The following is a 16,024-nucleotide window of genomic DNA, read 5'->3' as shown; positions in this document are numbered from 1 at the left end:
GTTGTCGTTGTCGTACGCGCCCGCGTCCACCGAGTTCAACTCGTCCGCCGTGTCGTGCGATTGCCTCGCGCACGTGTACGGCGACGCGGCTGACCCTGCCCCTGACGACTACGGCGTGCCCATCGCCGCCGTCGCCCGCCACCGGGGGGAACTCATCGAGACTTCCGTCTACGACGGCCCATACACCCGCGCCGCCGCCCTGGTTCACACCCTGGGCCGCCGCCGCTGGCTGGAGCGCTCCAACCTGACCGTCGCCTGTGCCGTCGCCGTCATGTATCTCGAAGCCGGCAACATCCCCGTCAACCCCACCCGCGAACAGCTCACCGCGCTCACCCATGAGTTGAACAACGCGCGCTGCACCGCTAACCGGATCGCCTCATTCCTGCGTACCGGGAAACCTTGAGTCCCGGACCGGCCGGTGATCACCTCAAGTCTCGCCGGTCGGTAAGCAGGTGGAGAGTGGAAATCCTTGCCCCTCCGGGGGCCACATCACGCTGTCGGCTCGGACGACCGTCCCAGCTTGGTCTCGACGATCTGCACGCCTTCGCCCTGAGCGTCGACGAGTTCCTTCCCGTATCCGGCAGCACTCGGCTCGTCGTACGCGGCAGCCGAGGCGCACCGGGTGCCCGTCGCGCAGGACGATGTACGCCTCGATGACTTCGCCGCGGATGTCGTCGGGTGCGCCGATGGCGCCGCACTCGGCAACGGCGGGGTGCTGGGCGAGGCCGCACTCGCTCTCGAACGGACCGATGCGGTAGCCGGCAATGCGCCCCGCCGACGATCACGGCCCCGACCCCATCGCGGTCTCCCTGGTCCATCCCGACACCGGCGGCCCTGTGCGGGATCGCGCCAGCGAGGGCGATGACGGCATCATGCACCCCGTCGAACAGCTCGGCTAGGGTCCAGGGGCGGACTCAGATCCAGACGGGCGCCTGGTCCTCGGAGTAGCGGGCGCCGAAGCCACCGTGCGGCAGGATCTCGTCGATCGCGGCGAGGTCGGCCCCGGTCAGAGGAACGTCGACGGCGCCGGCGTTCTCCTCGATGCGCTGGACGCTGCGGGTGCCGGGGATCGGCACGACGTGCTCGCCCCGGGTGAGCAGCCAGGCCAGGGCCAGCTGGGAGACGGTGATGCCCTTGGTCGCGGCCAGGTCGCCGAGCTTGCCCACGGCCTCGACGTTCTTCGCGAAGTTGCCGGGCTGCCAGCGGGGGTCGGCGTTGCGTATGTCGGTGACGTCGTATTCGCCGGCGGGCTTGGCGGTGCCGGTGATGAAGCCGCGGCCGAGCGGTGAGTAGGCGACGAGGCCGACGCCCAGTTCGTCGAGGACCGGGAAGAGCTGCTCGACGTCCCGTTCGAACAGGGAGTACTCGGTCTGCAGGACGGCGACCGGCTGCACGGCGTGCGCCCTGCGGAGGGTCTCGGGTCCGGCCTCGCTGAGGCCGAAGTACTTCACCTTGCCCGCGTCGATCAGCTCCTTGACGGTGCCCGCGACCTCCTCGATGGGCACCTGGGGGTCGACGCGGTGCTGGTAGAAGACATCGATGTGTTCCACACCGAGGTAGCCCAGGCTGTTGTCGGCGACTTGGCGGATGTTGTCGGGCCGGCTGTTGAGTGCGCCTCCGATCTGCTCGGGAGGCACGGACATGTCGACACCGAACTTGGTGGCCAGGACCACGTCGTCACGGAAGTCCCTGACCGCCCTGCCGACCAGGATCTCGTTGGATCCCGTGCCCCAGCCGTACATCTCGGCGGTGTCGAAGAAGGTGACGCCCAGGTCGCGCGCGCGGCGGAGGGCGGCGACGCCGGCCTCTTCGTCGGTGGGCCCGTAGGCCATCGTCAGGCCCATCGCGCCGTAGCCGATCGCCGAGACCTCAAGACCCCGGCTTCCCAGTGTCCGGTGCTGCATGACGTACTCCTTTGCATAGAACGAAAGGTGGTTCACGGGCGAAGGTGCTTTATGGGTGATGCGCCTCGCGCGGCCTCTCGTCAGACCGAAGGATTCTGCCGAGGATGCTCCTCGGCGAGATTCCTTCGACCGCGGCGGACTCCACCCGCAACCTCCTGGTTCGGAGTTGCTGTTCGCTCGTGCAGGGTGGAGCCGCCGGGGCGTGCACGGACCGTTGTGTCAGTGCGTTGCGGCGGCCAGTCCGGCGCGGTGGATGCGGGTGTGCTCGGCGACGCGTCGGCCGAGGTGGCGAGCGGTGTTCAGGTCCGCGTCGTGGACCGCGGGGGTGTCGTTGAAGCTCTGTGCGCCGACACCGAGGTAGAAGCCGAGGCGGTTGTCGTCCTGGGGGCTGGAGGTGGTGGTGTTCCAGCCCGGCAGGAGGTTCAGGCTCACCCAAAGCATTCCGTGCTGGGCCGCCAGGAGTGAGAGGTACTGCAAGGTGTGCAGCTTGTCGCCGCTCATGGAGCCGGAGTTGGTGAATCCCGCCGCGAGCTTGTCGCTCCAGGCTCGGGTCATCCACCGCTTGCTGCTGGCCTCGGCGAAGGCGTGGAACGCCCCTGACGCGGTGCCCATGTAGGTGGGGGTGCCGAAGATGATGGCGTCCGCGGCGTCCATCAGTTCCCAGTCGGCGTCGCTGAGGGAGGCGACGTCCACGCGGTGGACGTGCGTCCCGGTGATGGAGCGTGCGCCGTCGGCCACGGCCGTGGCGATCTGCGCGGTGTGGCCGTAGCCGGAATGTGAGGCGATGACGATCGAGCTATCGGGCATGGGTGTTCCTGTCCTGCCGCGGTAGCGGCGTGTTCGGTGGGTGCCGGCGGACGATGAGCTGCCCGCTGCGGGCGGTCGGCCGCACAGCTCCACGATTGGGGGACCGGACCGACGGCCCCGGCGGGTGTGGCAGCTTCCCATCTTGTGGGTCGGCGCCGACCACCCGCGTGGATCGTCGTTCCGCTTTGAACAGTAGCACCGATAAAGCGGTGATACGCAAAATGCGATATCGTTGTTTCATGAACGAGGGACGACACGCCGCGCGACGCCAGGTGCTACAAGTGGCCGCCAAGCTTTTGGAGGAGGGCGGCAGCGAGGCGGTCTCCACGCGCGCTGTCGCCGCAGCCGCGGGCATCACGGCTCCGGCGCTGTACCGGATGTTCGACGACAAGGACGGACTCCTGGCCGAGCTGGCCGCCTACGGATTCGAGATGTACCTGGCCGAGAAACGGGAGGCACTGGCGCTGACCCCCGACGACCCGGTGGCAGACCTCTACCGCGGCTGGGACCTGCACGTCGAGTTCGGAGTGCAGCACCCCGCGTTCTACATGCTCATGTACGGCACCGTGCAGCCCGGGCGGCGGCCCCCGGCCGCCGACGAGGCGCACGCCCTGCTGGTGCGTCTGCTGGGCCGGACCGCCGACGCCGGCCGCCTTCGGGTTCCGGTGGAACAGGCGACCCGCGTCATCCACGCGGCGACAACGGGTGCCACGCTGGCGCTAATCGGCGAAGAGTCCTCGAAGCGGCACCTGACCACTTCGGCACGGCTGCGGGACACCGTCATCGCCTCCATCACCACGGACTCGCCCGCCTCATGCGGGTCGGACCTGGCCTCGCGCGCACTCGCCCTCGATGCCGCACTTCACACCGCGCTCACCACCGGGCCCCCTGCTGCGAGCGCCGGGATGCCTCTGCGAGACACGGAGACGGCTCTCCTGCGCGAATGGCTGCAGCAACTGGCAGGCTGAACCGGCCACCCGCTCAGCAGGCGGCGGGCACAGCCGGTTACGCCGGCCGCGCGGAGGGCGTTCAGTCGCAGAGGCGGTGCGACCTGCGGCTCAGCCATCCCGCCGTCGGCGATCTGGCCCCCTTCTGCGGTGCAACCGCGGTGACCCTGGCGACCGGCATCACCGACACCATGATCCGATACGGAGACGCCCAGGAGCACACCGGCGCTGTCCAGGTCGTCGTCACCACCGGCAACCCCCGAACCGGCCAGACGGCACCCAGGACCAGCGATGCGGCCACCGAGGCGATGCTGCGCTCACTGCCCGGCGCCGTCCACGTCAGCGCGTCCGCCTATGTCCCGGTCCAACTGGCCGGCCGGACCAGCGGCACCGACGTGCAGTTCCTGCGCGGTGACACCGCGACCCTGGGCTACCAGGTTCTCAAAGGGCGCTGGATGACCGGCCCCGACGAAGCCGTGGTCTCACCCGCCTTCCCGCGCCAGCACGGCCTGACGGTCGGCCGGGACGTAGCCGTGGCCAACCTCGGCGCCCAGGCGCGGGTCACCATCGTGGGCGAGATCATGGGCAACGATCCGAGGATCATCTTGGCCACCCGGCAGACCCTGGCCGCACTCGCACCCCTCACCCAGGCCAACGAATACGCCATCCAACTCGCCCACGGCACCAGCGCCCAGAGCTATGCCGACCCCGTCAAAGCGGCCGACCCTGCACTGAATCCACACGTCAACAGCGCAGTCAGCGCCGGTGCCACCACCGTGATCAGCTTCGCGGCCCTGTTCACCCTGATGCTGGCCACCGTCGCCGCCCTGGGGGTCTTCCACACCGTCGTCCTCAACACCCGAGAGCGCCGCCGTGACCTGGGCATGCTCAAATCCATCGGCATGACACCCCACCAGGTCACAGCGATGACGGTGACCTCCGTGGCGGCACTAGGAACAGCCGGCGGCCTCCTCGGCCTGCCACTTGGCGTCCTCGCCCACCGCATGCTCATCCCCGCCTGCATCCAGATCCCCACCTCCATGCTGGACGTCTGGCACGCGCCGACACTGGCCCTCCTCGCCCTGGCGGGAACCGCGATCGCCGTCCTCGGCGCCCTCATCCCCGCCCGCTCCGCCGCCCGCCTCACCATCGCCACCGTCCTCCGCAACGAGTAGGCAAGCGGCATCTCCAGGAACCGGCTGGGCCGGCGCCAGGGGCGTTGGCGGTGGCGGTGGCGGCTGGAATTCTGGTCGGATGAACGGTGAAGGGCAACTGCTGCGGGCGCGGCCGGGTCTACGGCGCTGACCACGGCGACCCCCGTCCCGGCGCGCTTCCGCAGCCCTGCCCATCCCGGCCCTCAACGCTGCCGTCTTGACGCTGAACGCCGACGAGTACGAGCTCCTTCGCCTGATCGCCCAGCGACGAGGCGACGACAAACCATGGCAGTCGAAAGCGCCGAGAGATTTGGGTGGTGCCGGTGCCGGTGCCGGGTGCTGGCAGGCTGTCCCGTTCTTTGAGTACCTGGTGTGCGGAGTGGTGGCCGGGCAGGTTAGGTTGCTCGGGTGAGTCTCCTTGATGATGTGGCCGAACGTGACGGCTGGCGCTGCTGGGTGTGTGACGAAGCGGTTGACCCCGACGAGTCGGTGAACGACCCGCGGGGGCCCAGCGTCGACAGCCGGACCGCTGACCGCAAGGCCAAGGTCGCGGAGCGGCTCGCGCACCGTGGGTGCAACAGCCGTAAGGGCGCGGTCAAGGTGGTCATCGCCTGGCCGGACCGCCTGTACGTGGTCGACCCCGCGCCGCTGGTCACCGTCGCCGGGAGGCTGGAGCGCAAGGGGGGCCGCGAGATGGTGGGCCGTTGTCCGACCAGGCGGGACGCCCAAGAGGCGGCGGATTGGCTGGTGGACCGGTTCTCCCGGCTGGTACCGGGACTGCCGGTGACCGCCGACATCGAGGCCGGCGGCGGCCAGTTCCTCGTCATCCTGGCCACCGGCCGCCGCTGACCGCGTAAGGGGGCGGTCGGCGACCACAGCCCCGCCGCGCCGTCCCCGGCTTCCTGGACCAGGCCGACGAACACGCGAGTGCTGCTCTGCGCAAGCCCGTGCAGGGGGTGCTGGTGCTGATCAGGTGGCCTTGAGCGGGATGCCGTCGTAAGTCCACTTGTATGGCTTCGCGGGTTCGTTGCGGCTGGCTTCGTAGGTGATGACGGAGAGCGTTTGATGCCGAGTTTCAAGAGCGGATGTTGATCTAGCCGAGTGGAAATGTGGCTGAGTTCCGGGTTCTGGCACAGATCTTGGGGAGCCGTCGCGGAGCGTCACCTTGATGTTCGTTTGCGAGGGGGCGGTTCGCGTGAGACCGCGTACGCCTTGTCGTCCGACGATCGGAATTGACGCTCCCTCAGGTGTCTGCCCGCCGCTATTGCTGGCACTCGTCGACGTTGATGGTGCTGGTCATGCAGACCGATGCGCCGTTCTGGGACTTGCTGGTGTTCGCCGGGATCGATGATGTGGATGTCGAAACGGCTACGGCCGCGTTCGGCACGGTCGAGGTGGTGGCGAGAGGCCGCGCGGCTGAGGCTGCATGTCCGGACTGCGGTCGCTTCTCGGGCAGAGTCCACGACCGCTACCAGCGCCGGTTGAAGGACCTTCCGCTCGCTGAGCAGGGGTTTACGATCCGGCTGACGGTCCGGCGCTTCATCTGCGGGTCAACGGACTGTCCGCGCCGGACGTTCGCCGAGCCGTTCTCCCGGCTGGCCACCCCGCACGCACGGTTCACCACTCGGCTCAACCGCGCCTTGGAGCGAGTGGGGGTCGCGCTGGCCGGGCGGGCCGGAGCTCGGCTGGCTGCCCAGCTGGGCTTCGGCGCGGGACGGATGACGTTGTTGCGCCGGGTCATGGCACTGCCCGATCCACAGTTCAGTACCCCACGCGTTCTCGGCGTGGACGACTTCGCGATCCGCCGAGGTCAGACCTACTCCACCGTCCTGACCAGCGTCGAAGACCATCGCGTGGTCGATGTGCTCCCCACCCGTGAAGCCGGACCACTGGCCGCCTGGCTGGTCCGTCACCCCGGCGTGGACATCATCTGCCGGGACCGGGCAGGCGCCTACGCCGAGGGTGCTCGCCGCGGTGCCCCCGAGGCTCTGCAGGTCGCCGACCGATTTCATCTGTGGCAGGGCCTCGGCCGGGCCGTGGAGACCTGTGTCGCCGCCCACCGCGGCTGCCTGCGCAATCCGTCACCCAGCAGCATGCTGCCGAGGGCCATCCCGGATCCTGGCCAGAGGCAGGACGACTCGGAACCCGTCGGCCGACGAGCCGAGCGCAAGAAGGCAGCGCACACCCTGGTCCACGGCCTCCTTGCCCAAGGCCACTCACGCCGGGCGATCGCCCGGCACCTGGGCTGGGGCCTCAACACCGTCCTCCGGTACGCGAACGCCCCAAGCTGGCAGGACACCTTCCGCGAGAACCGGCCCCGTCCCAGCAGACTGGACCCCTACAAGCCCTACCTCGAGCGACGCTTCGCCGCGGGATGCACCAGCGTCACCCACCTCCACAATGAGCTCCTCGCCGACCATGCGCCCGTCACCTACCAGATGGTCCGCGCCCACATCGCCACCCTCCGCGGGACACCTGCCGGCACGCCGACGAGACCTCCGACGGTGCGGCAGGTTACCGGCTGGCTCACCCGGCACCCCACCACCCTGAGCGAGGACGAACAGGCCGCTCTGAAAGACGTCCTGGCACGCTGCCCCGAACTCGACACTGCCGCCGGACATATCCGCGACTTCGGCGAAATACTCACCGACCGGCTCGGCGCCACACTCCCCACCTGGATCGACGCAGTCGACGCCAGCCAACTACCCGGCCTCACCAACTTCGCACTCGCCCTGCTCCGAGACCTCGACGCCGTGACCGCCGGACTCACCCTCCACTGGAGCTCCGGCAGCATCGAAGGCGCCGTCAACCGCATCAAAAAGATCAAGAGGCAGCTCTACGGACGAGCCGGCTTCCCCCTGCTCCGGAAGATGATTCTGCTCCAATAGCAGCTTGTAGTGTGGGGAAACTGTCATGAGGGGTGATCGATATAAGCAGGCGACGGTACGTAGCCAGGGGGGTACCCGGCGGTTATCGCATTTGGGACAACAAGGGGCAGCGATGGTGGGGGGACCACTACGAGCTCTGCCCCGACGCTCTCCTGACAGAGTTGAACGGCGCTGCCGAACCCGCGAAGCTCACCGCTCTCCTCAAGCGGTACCGAGCACAGAAACGCTGACGCAGCGAGTGACCGGCTTGGAGCATGGTTGTGTGAGCGTGGCCGAACTGGCCTCGGCCGACATGATTCAACGGCCCGATGAGCGCCGGCAGCCTCCAACTCGGTCGTCTTTGGACAGCCGACCCTCAAAAATCGAGGTGACGCTCCGCGACCGCTCCCCAAGATCTGTGCCAGAACCGAGTTCCGACAGCACCGGCACCGGCGTGTCGGCCGTTCTGTGCCGGTGCCCGAAGGCTGCGTGGGTGAAGCCGGTATTTTCCTGGCATGACACGTGAGTTCGATATGGTGCGGTCGCTCGCTGCGGGTGTTGAAGGCCGCAGGGGTGCCTGGGAGTTCATCGGCGGGTTCGTTGCGAACTGGTCGCAGGCGCTCGGGGATGACGACGGCTGGGGCGAGGCGGATCTCGTGGCCGCGGAGGAGAGGCTGGGCTTCCGGCTGCCGCTGGCGCTTCGAGAGGCGTATCTGTTGTTCGGCCGCCGTCGGAACCTGACCAGCAACCATGACGTCCTCCTCAGCCCGTCCGAGCTGTATGTGGACGAGGCCAAGGAGGCACTGGTCTTCCGGCATGAGAACCAGGGGGCCTGTTCGTGGGGGGTCCTCCTCGACGAGCTGATGGACGAAGACCCTGCCGTCTTCATCAGGGCCGACTTGGCTGACCGGGCTGCCGAACGCTGGGAGAGCTGGTTGGAGCGGCTGTCCCTGTGCTTCATCGAAATCGTGCTGTCGGAATCCCTTCAGGCCGATGGTGCGCCCTGCGACTTCCTGAGCGACTTCGATGAATCAGGCGTTGACCTGCTGGAACAGAACTGCACTCGGCTGCCGTTCCCGGCCTATCCGATGGGTGAGGAAGAGAACAGCATCCGCTGGTTCCTCGGCCATGACGTACTCCTGCGTGACGACGACGGCATGGCTCTTCTGGCCCGTGGCCGCACCGAAGCAGCCCTTGACGGAATACGTGACCTGCTCCCGGGCGATTGGCTGAACGACTTCCGGTAGATCATGATCCGACCCTCTGCCAGCTGCCCGGCGCCATCTGATCAGACTCGCTCGTCTGAGATCTCGTCTGCGCCGTGTTCGTCCAGCAACCGCTCGAAGATCCGCTTCACCGTGTGCCGCTGCTTGCGCGGCGCGTCCAGGTCCGCCCGCAGCATCTGGTCGATCACTGGCTTGAACGGATCCAGCCGGGCCGCCCTCGGCGGAAGCGGCTTCCGCGGCTCCGGCCAGGCCGACGACAACGCCTTCTGCACCGTCAGGAACCCGACGCCGTATTTCCGCTGGAGAGCACGGTTCGACAGGCCCTGACGCGAATCACGGCGGATCGCCGCGTACAGATCGACCTTGGACTTCGGCAGCACCCGGGCCCCCTCGTCGTGCGGAGCACAACCATGGTCCCGAAGCAAGCATCCCGGTGCTCTCAAATCTCAGCGACATCACTCTTCCGTGGAAAAGGGTGCTCTCGCGGCTGAGCTACAGGCGCTCTCGTAACTCGCTGACAAAGCCATGCGGCCGATAACGTAGGTCTCCAGTTTGTCGATCAGGTCGTCGCGGCTGGAGAAGTCGCCGTGGCGCAGGACTCGGCGGGTCATGGCGGAGAAGTACAGCTCGATCTGGTTCAACCAGGAGGCGTGCGGCGGAGTCCAGTGCTCGGTCCAGCGGGGGTGTGCGAGCAGCCACTTCTCGGTGTGCTTGGCCGTGGGGGAGGACCCGTTGTCCAGGACCACGCGAACGTTTTGGCCTGGGGCAATAGTCGCTTCGAGCTGGTCGAGGAAGGCGGTGAAGGTCACCGCGTCGTTTCGGGCGATGACCTCGGTGAGGACCTCGCCGGTGCACATGTCCAGAGCGGTCATCAGGGACACGGTGCCCTGGCGGCGGTACTCGAACTCCTGGCGGGTGGGCTCGCCGGGCCGGACGAGGTGGCCTGGGTGGCGTCGGGAGCGGGCAGCGATCGCGGTCTTCTCATCGATGGACAGGACCACGGCACCCCGGGCGGGTTGCGGTAAAGGTCGCACACATCCGCGACGCGGTCCCAGAAGTCGGGGGTGTCGCGGCGGGTGAGCCAGCCGCGGACTCGGTGCGGCTTGAGGTCCAAGTCCGCCAGGATACGGCCGACTTGGGAGGCCGAGATGGCGGCGTGGACGGTGTCGGCGACCTGGGCGGTGATCGTGCGGTGCGACCAGGTCGCCTTCGGGTGCGGGGGCGCGCCGGTTGCCGCCGCCACGATCGCCACCCGCACCTGGGGGCCGTAGATCTTGGAACGTCCCGAGCGGCCGGCATCCTTGAGCCCGTCCGGCCCGTGGAGTACGAACCGGCCACGCCACTTGCGGACCGTGTTCACGGTGACCGCCAGCTCCCGCGCGATGGCGCCATTACTCAAGCCATCGGCGGCAGCAAGCACGATTCGCGCCCGGATGACTCCTCTCACCTGCGCTTTGTCGACCCGGCCACCCTTGTCAGGTACCCACACACCGCCTCGTCCAGTTCTACCGCCGCTGCATTCAGGGGCACGGAGATACGGGTCAAAGGGGCAATGAGTTGGCTGGTTCATGCCCTCGCGAAGACGTGCCGTGGGACGCTGCGCAGTCGGAACCAGAGGCGCGTCTTGAGCCGAGAGCGGTCGTTGAGCACTGTGCAAGGGACGGGCGTACCCCCGGCGTCCAGGACGGCCTGCTAGAAATAGTCGCGCAGCTGCCACACGTCGACCGGGTCGGATGCGGGGGCGACGTCGAGCGTGTGCCGCAGCCGCTCGGGCGGGAAGGCCAGATCGGCGGCGACATCGTGGCGTGCGAGCCCGGTCAGTGCGAGGTTCTGGCGAACTCCTCGCCTGTGCGGTGCCGTTCGGCAGCGTTCAGTGTCATGGTGACCTGCCTGTGTGGTGGTACGGGCGAACCAGGGTTATCCGAGTTCGATGTCGCCGGAGCGGGTGGGGACGGCGTCGAGTGCGGCGAGAGTCGCCTCATCGAGGCTGATCGCGCCCGCGTCGGCGTTCGCCCGCAGGTGCTCAGGGTCGGCGGTGCCAGGGATGAGGAGCGTGTTCGGGGTGTGCTGGAGCAGCCAGGCCAGGCCGATCTGGGCGGGGGCGACACCCAGCGCCTGCGCGGCGGTGGCGACGGCGGGCTCGTCGGTGACCTTCGGCAGGCCCGCGTAGGCGCCGCCGAGCGGAAAGTACGGCACCCAGGCGATGTCCTCGGCGAGGCAGAGCCGCAGTATGTCCTCGTCGTCGCGCGCCACCAGGCTGTAGGCGTTCTGCACGCAGGCGATGCCCATGGGGAGGGCGCGGCGCAGTCCGTCGAGGGGCACACTGCTGAGACCGATGGCGCCGATCTTTCCCTCGTTCCGCAGGTCGGCCATGACGGCGAGCTGATCGTCGAGGTCGACGATCTGGTCGCCTTCGGGTCGCAGGCCGGGGCCGTGGTCGGCGCGCCGCAGGTTGACGAGGGGGAGTTGTTCGAGTCCGAGGCTCTTGAGGTTGTCCTCGACGCCGGTCCGCAGCTGTTCGGGCCGCTGGGCGAGGCGCAGCGGGATGGGACCGCCCGGAGCGGGTTCGGCGCCGACCTTGCTGACGACCAGGACGTCGTCCTCGGGGCGGAGCGCGGCGGCGATCACCTCGTTGACGAAGCCGTTGCCATAGAAGTGGGCGGTGTCGACGTGATCGATACCGAGCTCGACGGCGCGGCGCAGCAGCGCGATCGCGGCCTCGCGATCCAGGCGCTGTAGCTGCATGGCGCCGTAGCCGACGCGGGAAACGGTGCGGCCCGCGAGCACACCAGGCCCGCCGGCTCGTGCCGTTCCTGTGGCGGTGAGCTGGGAAGATCGAGCGTTGGACGCCATGGCAGTCTCGCTTTCATGAGACGATGAATGTAAACGGAGAGACTCCGTTACCAAGACCGTAGCACTAACCGGAGGTCCTCCGTTTTGACCGCGTCAGACTCGCCCGCCCCCGACGGATCAGCGAAAGCGGCCGGGCATCCGGCCCGCGCAGACGCCCGGCGCAACCGCGAGCGGCTGCTCGACGTCGCTCGCGACGCCTTCACCGCGACCGGCGGCAAGGCCCCTCTAGATGCCATCGCCCGCGAGGCCGGCGTCGGGATCGGCACGCTCTACCGTCACTTCCCCACCCGCGAAGCGCTCGTCGAGGCCATCTACGCCGCCGAACTCGACGCCGTCGTCACCAGCGCCCCCGCACTGCTCTCCACGCTCCCGCCCGAGTCGGCGCTGCGTGCGTGGATGGACCGATATGCGGCGTTCTTTGCGGCCAAACGCGGCATCTCCGATACCCTCCGCGCAGGCTGGGCCTCCGGCGCCATCGCAACACCGGCCACCCGGGAACGGCTTACCGCGGCGATCGCGGTGATTCTCGACGCCGGGGCGCAGGCTGGCTCACTGCGGCCGGACGTCGAGCCGGACGAGGTCACGATGATGCTCCTCGGGGTGTTCCTGTCCACGACGGCCAGCAACAGCCCGGAGCTGACGGGACGCCTACTGGACCTTGTGGTGGATGCCCTGCGGCCGGCAACGGAAGGCCGACCGCGGGCCTGACGTTCGCCTTGGTCAGCCCCCTTGCGGGCAGTCGCACCCCACTCCCGCCAAATCCGCTGCCGTCGGGCGCCAAGAGCAACAGCAGACTGTGCAGCGCCGACTCCCAGCCGTCGCCATGTTCGTCAGGCGGAGGAAGAAGCCCCCGAGGAAGTCGTGTGCCGCCCCGGGGCTAGCAACTCGTAGAGGAATCACGTCTGTTGGGCACGGGCCCTGCCGAGAGCCGCTTGTGCGCACTTGCTGATCGTTGTGGACTTCCCCGGTGACCACACGCACCCTGTACCTCATCGCCTGCGCCGCCCCGCTCGCCCGACGTCTTCACGTGCTCGTCCGTGCTGCCCGGGCGGCGGGCTGGGACGTGTGAGTGATCCTCACGCCGTCCGCGTACCGATGGCTCAGCGAGGATGCCGAAGGCGAGATCGAGGCACTGACGGAGCTGACCGGACATGTCGGTGTAGTCGGCGAGCCGCATCGTCGGCCCGGCCGGGGTCCGCCTGCCCTGGGACGACGGGACGGGCTGGTTACACAAGCCGATCCGCCCTCCCGCAGGGAGAACATCCTGCGCGGTCCGACTGCTGGGCTGCACCGGGTGTTTGCCGCTCCCGGGACGGTCGCCGGTGAGGCCGACCGCCTGGTGCGCGCCCGGCGCCTCTCGGACGCGGTGGAAGACGGTGAGTGGGAACGGGCGAGGGAGATCCGGGCCGCGATCGAGAAGTTCCGCCGGTCCGCTATCGGCTGGCCGCCCCCAGCGGCACGGCCTTGACTGCGGTTGCCTCTCGGACCGAGTGCGCGACTCCTGCCGGCGCAGGCTGAAAGGTCTGCCGGTCGGTGGGCAGCGCGTCGTGATCCTGCTGCGGGCCCGACGTTTCGTCTGCGCCAGCGTGATCGGTCCGCGCCGTACCTTCGCCGATCCGTTCTCGCAGCCGACCGCCCCGTACGCGCGCTTCACCATGCGGCTCAACCGCATGCTGGAGCATCTCGGGCTCGCGCTTGGCAGGACGGGCCGGTGCCCGACGCGCCGTCCAACTGCGCCTCGCAGCAGGGCAGATGACCCTGCTGAGGAACCCCGTCCCTGCCCATGCAGGCACCGTACGAGTCAGAAGTGGTCGCCGGGAGCCCCGATCACCCTCGTACGGATCCATGGCGGAGCCCCTGATCCCATGCCCTCAATCCTCATCGGGGATTGCAGGTGGAGGACGCGCGGGCGGGGCGCTCGTCGGGTACGGGACGGGGAGGAGTGCGACCGCTGCCGCGTCGGCTTGCCCGTGTGGGCCGGCCCAGGACGACGCCCACGACGAGTGCCAGCCCGCACAGTTGCTGGGCTGTCAGCACCTCTCCGCCGACTGCCGTGCCGAGCAGCACGCCGATGAGGGGGTTGAGCAGTCCGATGAGGCCCACGGTCCCCGCAGGCAGGTGCCGCAGCCCGGTGAACCAGGCGGTGAAGGCCAGCGCGGTGGCGACCAGGGCGACGTAGCCGAACGCGAGGAGCGCCGGTGCGGAGAGTGCGGGCGGGGTGCCCTCCACGGCTGCGGCGACGGGCAGCAGGAACAGTCCAGTAACTCCCGGTCCACATCGCCTCTCTTGGGCTGGATCAGCGCGGGAGTTCAGGAAGCAAGATGACCGTCGAGCGCGTCCCGCCATAGGCGGAACGGCCATGCCCCGTGGTGTCCGTGCCCGGGAGGCGCAGCAGGTCGGAGGCGACGAAGTGGGCGGGCCACTGGTCGGCGGGCCGGACCGCGCCGGTACCGCGCCGTTGCAGCCCGCCCTGGAGCCGCTCTGCCTTCCACCCAGCCGGGTCGTCCGCAAACCGAGTGGTGCACGCGCATCGGACCACGGACCCGACCACGACCTGGGCCGCTGACCGCCGGCAGGGTGGGGGCCGGCCAGCGAACCGGAACGCGCCCGGGTGCCGACCGGGTGACGACGGCCGTCGAAGCTCGATGACCGCCGTCACCGTCACCTGGGGCCCACGGTCAGGAGGTGATGGTGTCCGACAGCCCCAGGTCCCAGACGGCGAGGCCGTGGACGCCCTTGCTCGCGGCGAGCTTGCGCCGGGCGGCGAACGAGCGGGCGTCCGACCACCACAGCACGGTGCCGTCGCCGAGCGTGGCCGTCCACTCGCCCGCAGCGGTGTCGTAGCGGGCCGTGGCGCCGTCCTGGGCGACCCGATCGCGGGCCTGCTGGTCGCCGACCTGGTCGACGTCTCCGCTGGACGACCAGGCGTAGCCGTAACCGGCCACCCCGAGGTCGACCTTGCTCGCCGGCACCTTGCTGAGCAGAAGGTCGAGCCCCTTCTCCTGCCAGGAGAGCGAACCGACCGGTCCGGGACCGGAGTCGCCCCAGCCGTGCTCGTCGTAGGCCATGAGCGCTACGGTGTCGACGGTCTGGCCCAGCGCGGTCAGGTCGTAGCCGTTCTGGGCGAACTCGTCGAGCGAGGTGAAGGTGGTGATGTCGATGCCCACCGTCTTCCCGGCCGGCAGCGCCTTCTTCAGCGCCGTCGCGAACTGCGTCAGCCCCGCGGTGTCTCGGGCCTGGAGAGACTCCAGGTCGATGGTGACCGCGTCCCACCCCTGCGAACCGACCGCCTTGCTGAGCGTGGCGACGACCGCGTCGATGTTGGCGGTGCTGGAGAGCATCCGGTGGGCCGCGGCCTCGTCGAAGTCCCCGAGGGACTCACTGAAGTTGCCTATCAAAAGGTCTGCGCTCAGACCGAGTGAATGGGCGCGGGTGAGCTGCGCGCGGGCGTCGGAGTCCGGCGAAGTCACCTGCGTACCGGCGGAGTTGATGTTGACGCCGTCCACGCCGACGCGGCTGAGGGCGGCGGCGCTCGCGTCGATCAGCGAGGTCGCGTCGCCCTCCTCCTGATACGCGGTCACCGGCAGAGGCGCGGCCCCCGAGGCGGGCAGGGCCGCCACCACGCCTATGCCGGCGGCCAGCAGCCCGGCGGCAACGACCGCCCCGATGCGCTTCTTCGTCATGGGTCTCCTAGCGCTGAGCGCTACGCTTGTCAGTTGTCAGTTGTCAGTTTTCGGTGTCTGAGGCTTGGGGCGTCTCTCTCACGGAGATCCACCGAAGTAGACGAGCGCCTTGACCTCCGGGTTGTCCGCGTCGGCATCACTGATCACGGAACCGCCGTGGAAGTGGCCGACGAGGACGACCGGCCCCTTTACGTTTTTCAGTGCTGAAGCGCTCCTACGGGAGGGGCGTAGCACGGCCTTCGGGTTCACCTGCGTCTCCTTGAGATACGTCGCTCATCACGGTGCGGCGGTACCGTGCTGCGGCGCACGGGCACCGGGCGGTCGTAGGCACGACGTAAGAACCGTCTGTTCGGTTCACTGATGATTTCGGCAGCGTCCCGACTGTTCGGGGCCCAGTTGTTCTTGGCGAGGCAGTAGTTGAAGCGGCGGGTCCTGTGTTCCGCGTGGAACCCCCAGGTGATCCGGGTTTCGGCCGGAGGTGACCGGGGGCCTTCGAGCGACTGGGTATGCCAGCGATTCCCGAGGACGCCGGCAGCAAGCGGGTACGGGTTGAACAGAGCCTCCAGCAGGTACCCGACGCTGA

General features: G+C 68.7%; 16 protein-coding genes and 5 pseudogenes. 9 read left to right on the top strand and 12 right to left on the bottom strand.

Annotated features, from left to right (window positions below; translation table 11 throughout):
• Positions 1 to 73: 73 nt before the first annotated feature.
• The gene (locus tag ABZT12_RS27660; RefSeq protein WP_356389501.1) at positions 74 to 403 is read left to right on the top strand and encodes a fic family toxin-antitoxin system, toxin component; all 330 of its coding nucleotides are present in this window, start codon (positions 74 to 76) and stop codon (positions 401 to 403) included.
• A 24-nt stretch (positions 404 to 427) separates the two neighbouring features.
• Here the strand turns inward: ABZT12_RS27660 and ABZT12_RS27655 are convergent, their stop codons facing one another.
• The 3 genes from ABZT12_RS27655 to ABZT12_RS27645 form a co-directional block, all read right to left on the bottom strand.
• Positions 428 to 751, bottom strand: coding sequence for a hypothetical protein (locus tag ABZT12_RS27655; protein ID WP_356389623.1), 324 nt, complete (start codon positions 749 to 751; stop codon positions 428 to 430).
• Positions 752 to 914: 163 nt separating this feature from the next.
• Positions 915 to 1,904: an aldo/keto reductase gene (locus ABZT12_RS27650; protein ID WP_356389499.1), complete on the bottom strand. Its 990-nt coding sequence runs from the start codon at positions 1,902 to 1,904 to the stop codon at positions 915 to 917.
• A gap of 219 nt (positions 1,905 to 2,123) precedes the next feature.
• Entirely contained in the window at positions 2,124 to 2,711 is a 588-nt protein-coding gene (locus ABZT12_RS27645) for a flavodoxin family protein (protein WP_356389497.1), read from the bottom strand.
• Between the two features lie 239 nt (positions 2,712 to 2,950).
• On the opposite strand from ABZT12_RS27645, the gene ABZT12_RS27640 reads away from it, so the two are divergent.
• The 6 genes from ABZT12_RS27640 (at position 2,951) to ABZT12_RS27615 (ending at position 8,926) form a co-directional block, all read left to right on the top strand.
• Complete coding sequence (locus ABZT12_RS27640) at positions 2,951 to 3,679, top strand: TetR/AcrR family transcriptional regulator (protein WP_356389495.1); 729 nt, start codon at positions 2,951 to 2,953, stop codon at positions 3,677 to 3,679.
• Complete coding sequence (locus tag ABZT12_RS27635; protein WP_356389493.1) at positions 3,655 to 4,833, top strand: ABC transporter permease; 1,179 nt, start codon at positions 3,655 to 3,657, stop codon at positions 4,831 to 4,833. Before ABZT12_RS27640 ends, ABZT12_RS27635 begins: the two co-directional genes overlap by 25 nt.
• A 387-nt stretch (positions 4,834 to 5,220) precedes the next feature.
• The gene (locus ABZT12_RS27630) at positions 5,221 to 5,661 is read left to right on the top strand and encodes a hypothetical protein (protein ID WP_356389491.1); all 441 of its coding nucleotides are present in this window, start codon (positions 5,221 to 5,223) and stop codon (positions 5,659 to 5,661) included.
• Positions 5,662 to 6,110: 449 nt separating this feature from the next.
• Positions 6,111 to 7,700, top strand: coding sequence for an ISL3 family transposase (locus tag ABZT12_RS27625; RefSeq protein WP_356389489.1), 1,590 nt, complete (start codon positions 6,111 to 6,113; stop codon positions 7,698 to 7,700).
• Between the two features lie 41 nt (positions 7,701 to 7,741).
• Positions 7,742 to 7,930, top strand: coding sequence for a hypothetical protein (locus ABZT12_RS27620; protein ID WP_356389621.1), 189 nt, complete (start codon positions 7,742 to 7,744; stop codon positions 7,928 to 7,930).
• Between the two features lie 264 nt (positions 7,931 to 8,194).
• Positions 8,195 to 8,926 carry an SMI1/KNR4 family protein gene (locus tag ABZT12_RS27615; protein WP_356389487.1) on the top strand — a complete coding sequence of 244 codons (732 nt, stop codon included), beginning with the start codon at positions 8,195 to 8,197 and terminating at the stop codon, positions 8,924 to 8,926.
• Positions 8,927 to 8,997: 71 nt separating this feature from the next.
• Here ABZT12_RS27615 and ABZT12_RS27610 read toward each other — a convergent pair.
• From ABZT12_RS27610 to ABZT12_RS27590, 5 genes and pseudogenes are all read right to left on the bottom strand, one after another.
• Positions 8,998 to 9,285: pseudogene (locus tag ABZT12_RS27610) on the bottom strand (IS21 family transposase); the annotation flags it as partial.
• A gap of 75 nt (positions 9,286 to 9,360) precedes the next feature.
• Positions 9,361 to 9,876, bottom strand: coding sequence for a transposase (locus tag ABZT12_RS27605; RefSeq protein WP_356389619.1), 516 nt, complete (start codon positions 9,874 to 9,876; stop codon positions 9,361 to 9,363).
• Positions 9,777 to 10,475 (bottom strand): helix-turn-helix domain-containing protein, encoded by a 699-nt coding sequence (locus tag ABZT12_RS27600; RefSeq protein WP_356389617.1) that lies wholly within the window; start codon positions 10,473 to 10,475, stop codon positions 9,777 to 9,779. Before ABZT12_RS27600 ends, ABZT12_RS27605 begins: the two co-directional genes overlap by 100 nt.
• Before the next feature lie 122 nt (positions 10,476 to 10,597).
• Positions 10,598 to 10,738, bottom strand: a pseudogene (locus ABZT12_RS27595) (DUF2316 family protein); the annotation flags it as partial.
• An 84-nt stretch (positions 10,739 to 10,822) separates the two neighbouring features.
• A complete protein-coding gene (locus ABZT12_RS27590) occupies positions 10,823 to 11,758 on the bottom strand; it encodes an aldo/keto reductase (protein ID WP_356389485.1) in 936 nt (311 codons plus the stop codon).
• A gap of 84 nt (positions 11,759 to 11,842) precedes the next feature.
• On the opposite strand from ABZT12_RS27590, the gene ABZT12_RS27585 reads away from it, so the two are divergent.
• Together ABZT12_RS27585 and ABZT12_RS27580 are read left to right on the top strand one after the other, a co-directional pair.
• Positions 11,843 to 12,466 carry a TetR/AcrR family transcriptional regulator gene (locus ABZT12_RS27585; RefSeq protein ID WP_356389483.1) on the top strand — a complete coding sequence of 208 codons (624 nt, stop codon included), beginning with the start codon at positions 11,843 to 11,845 and terminating at the stop codon, positions 12,464 to 12,466.
• 614 nt (positions 12,467 to 13,080) lie between these two features.
• Positions 13,081 to 13,287 (top strand): annotated as a pseudogene (locus ABZT12_RS27580) (hypothetical protein); the annotation flags it as partial.
• Between the two features lie 349 nt (positions 13,288 to 13,636).
• On the opposite strand, the pseudogene ABZT12_RS27575 reads toward ABZT12_RS27580, so the two are convergent.
• From ABZT12_RS27575 to ABZT12_RS27560, 4 genes and pseudogenes are all read right to left on the bottom strand, one after another.
• Positions 13,637 to 14,017: pseudogene (locus tag ABZT12_RS27575) on the bottom strand (DMT family transporter); the annotation flags it as partial.
• A gap of 419 nt (positions 14,018 to 14,436) precedes the next feature.
• Entirely contained in the window at positions 14,437 to 15,441 is a 1,005-nt protein-coding gene (locus ABZT12_RS27570) for a glycosyl hydrolase family 18 protein (protein WP_356389481.1), read from the bottom strand.
• Between the two features lie 78 nt (positions 15,442 to 15,519).
• Entirely contained in the window at positions 15,520 to 15,690 is a 171-nt protein-coding gene (locus ABZT12_RS27565; RefSeq protein WP_356389479.1) for a hypothetical protein, read from the bottom strand.
• Positions 15,687 to 16,024 (bottom strand): annotated as a pseudogene (locus ABZT12_RS27560) (hypothetical protein); the annotation flags it as partial. The pseudogene ABZT12_RS27560 and the gene ABZT12_RS27565, both read right to left, overlap by 4 nt.

The organism is Streptomyces sp. NPDC005423 (assembly GCF_040606415.1).
Lineage (GTDB): Bacteria > Actinomycetota > Actinomycetes > Streptomycetales > Streptomycetaceae > Streptomyces.
This window is presented reverse-complemented; position numbering and strand designations above follow the sequence as displayed.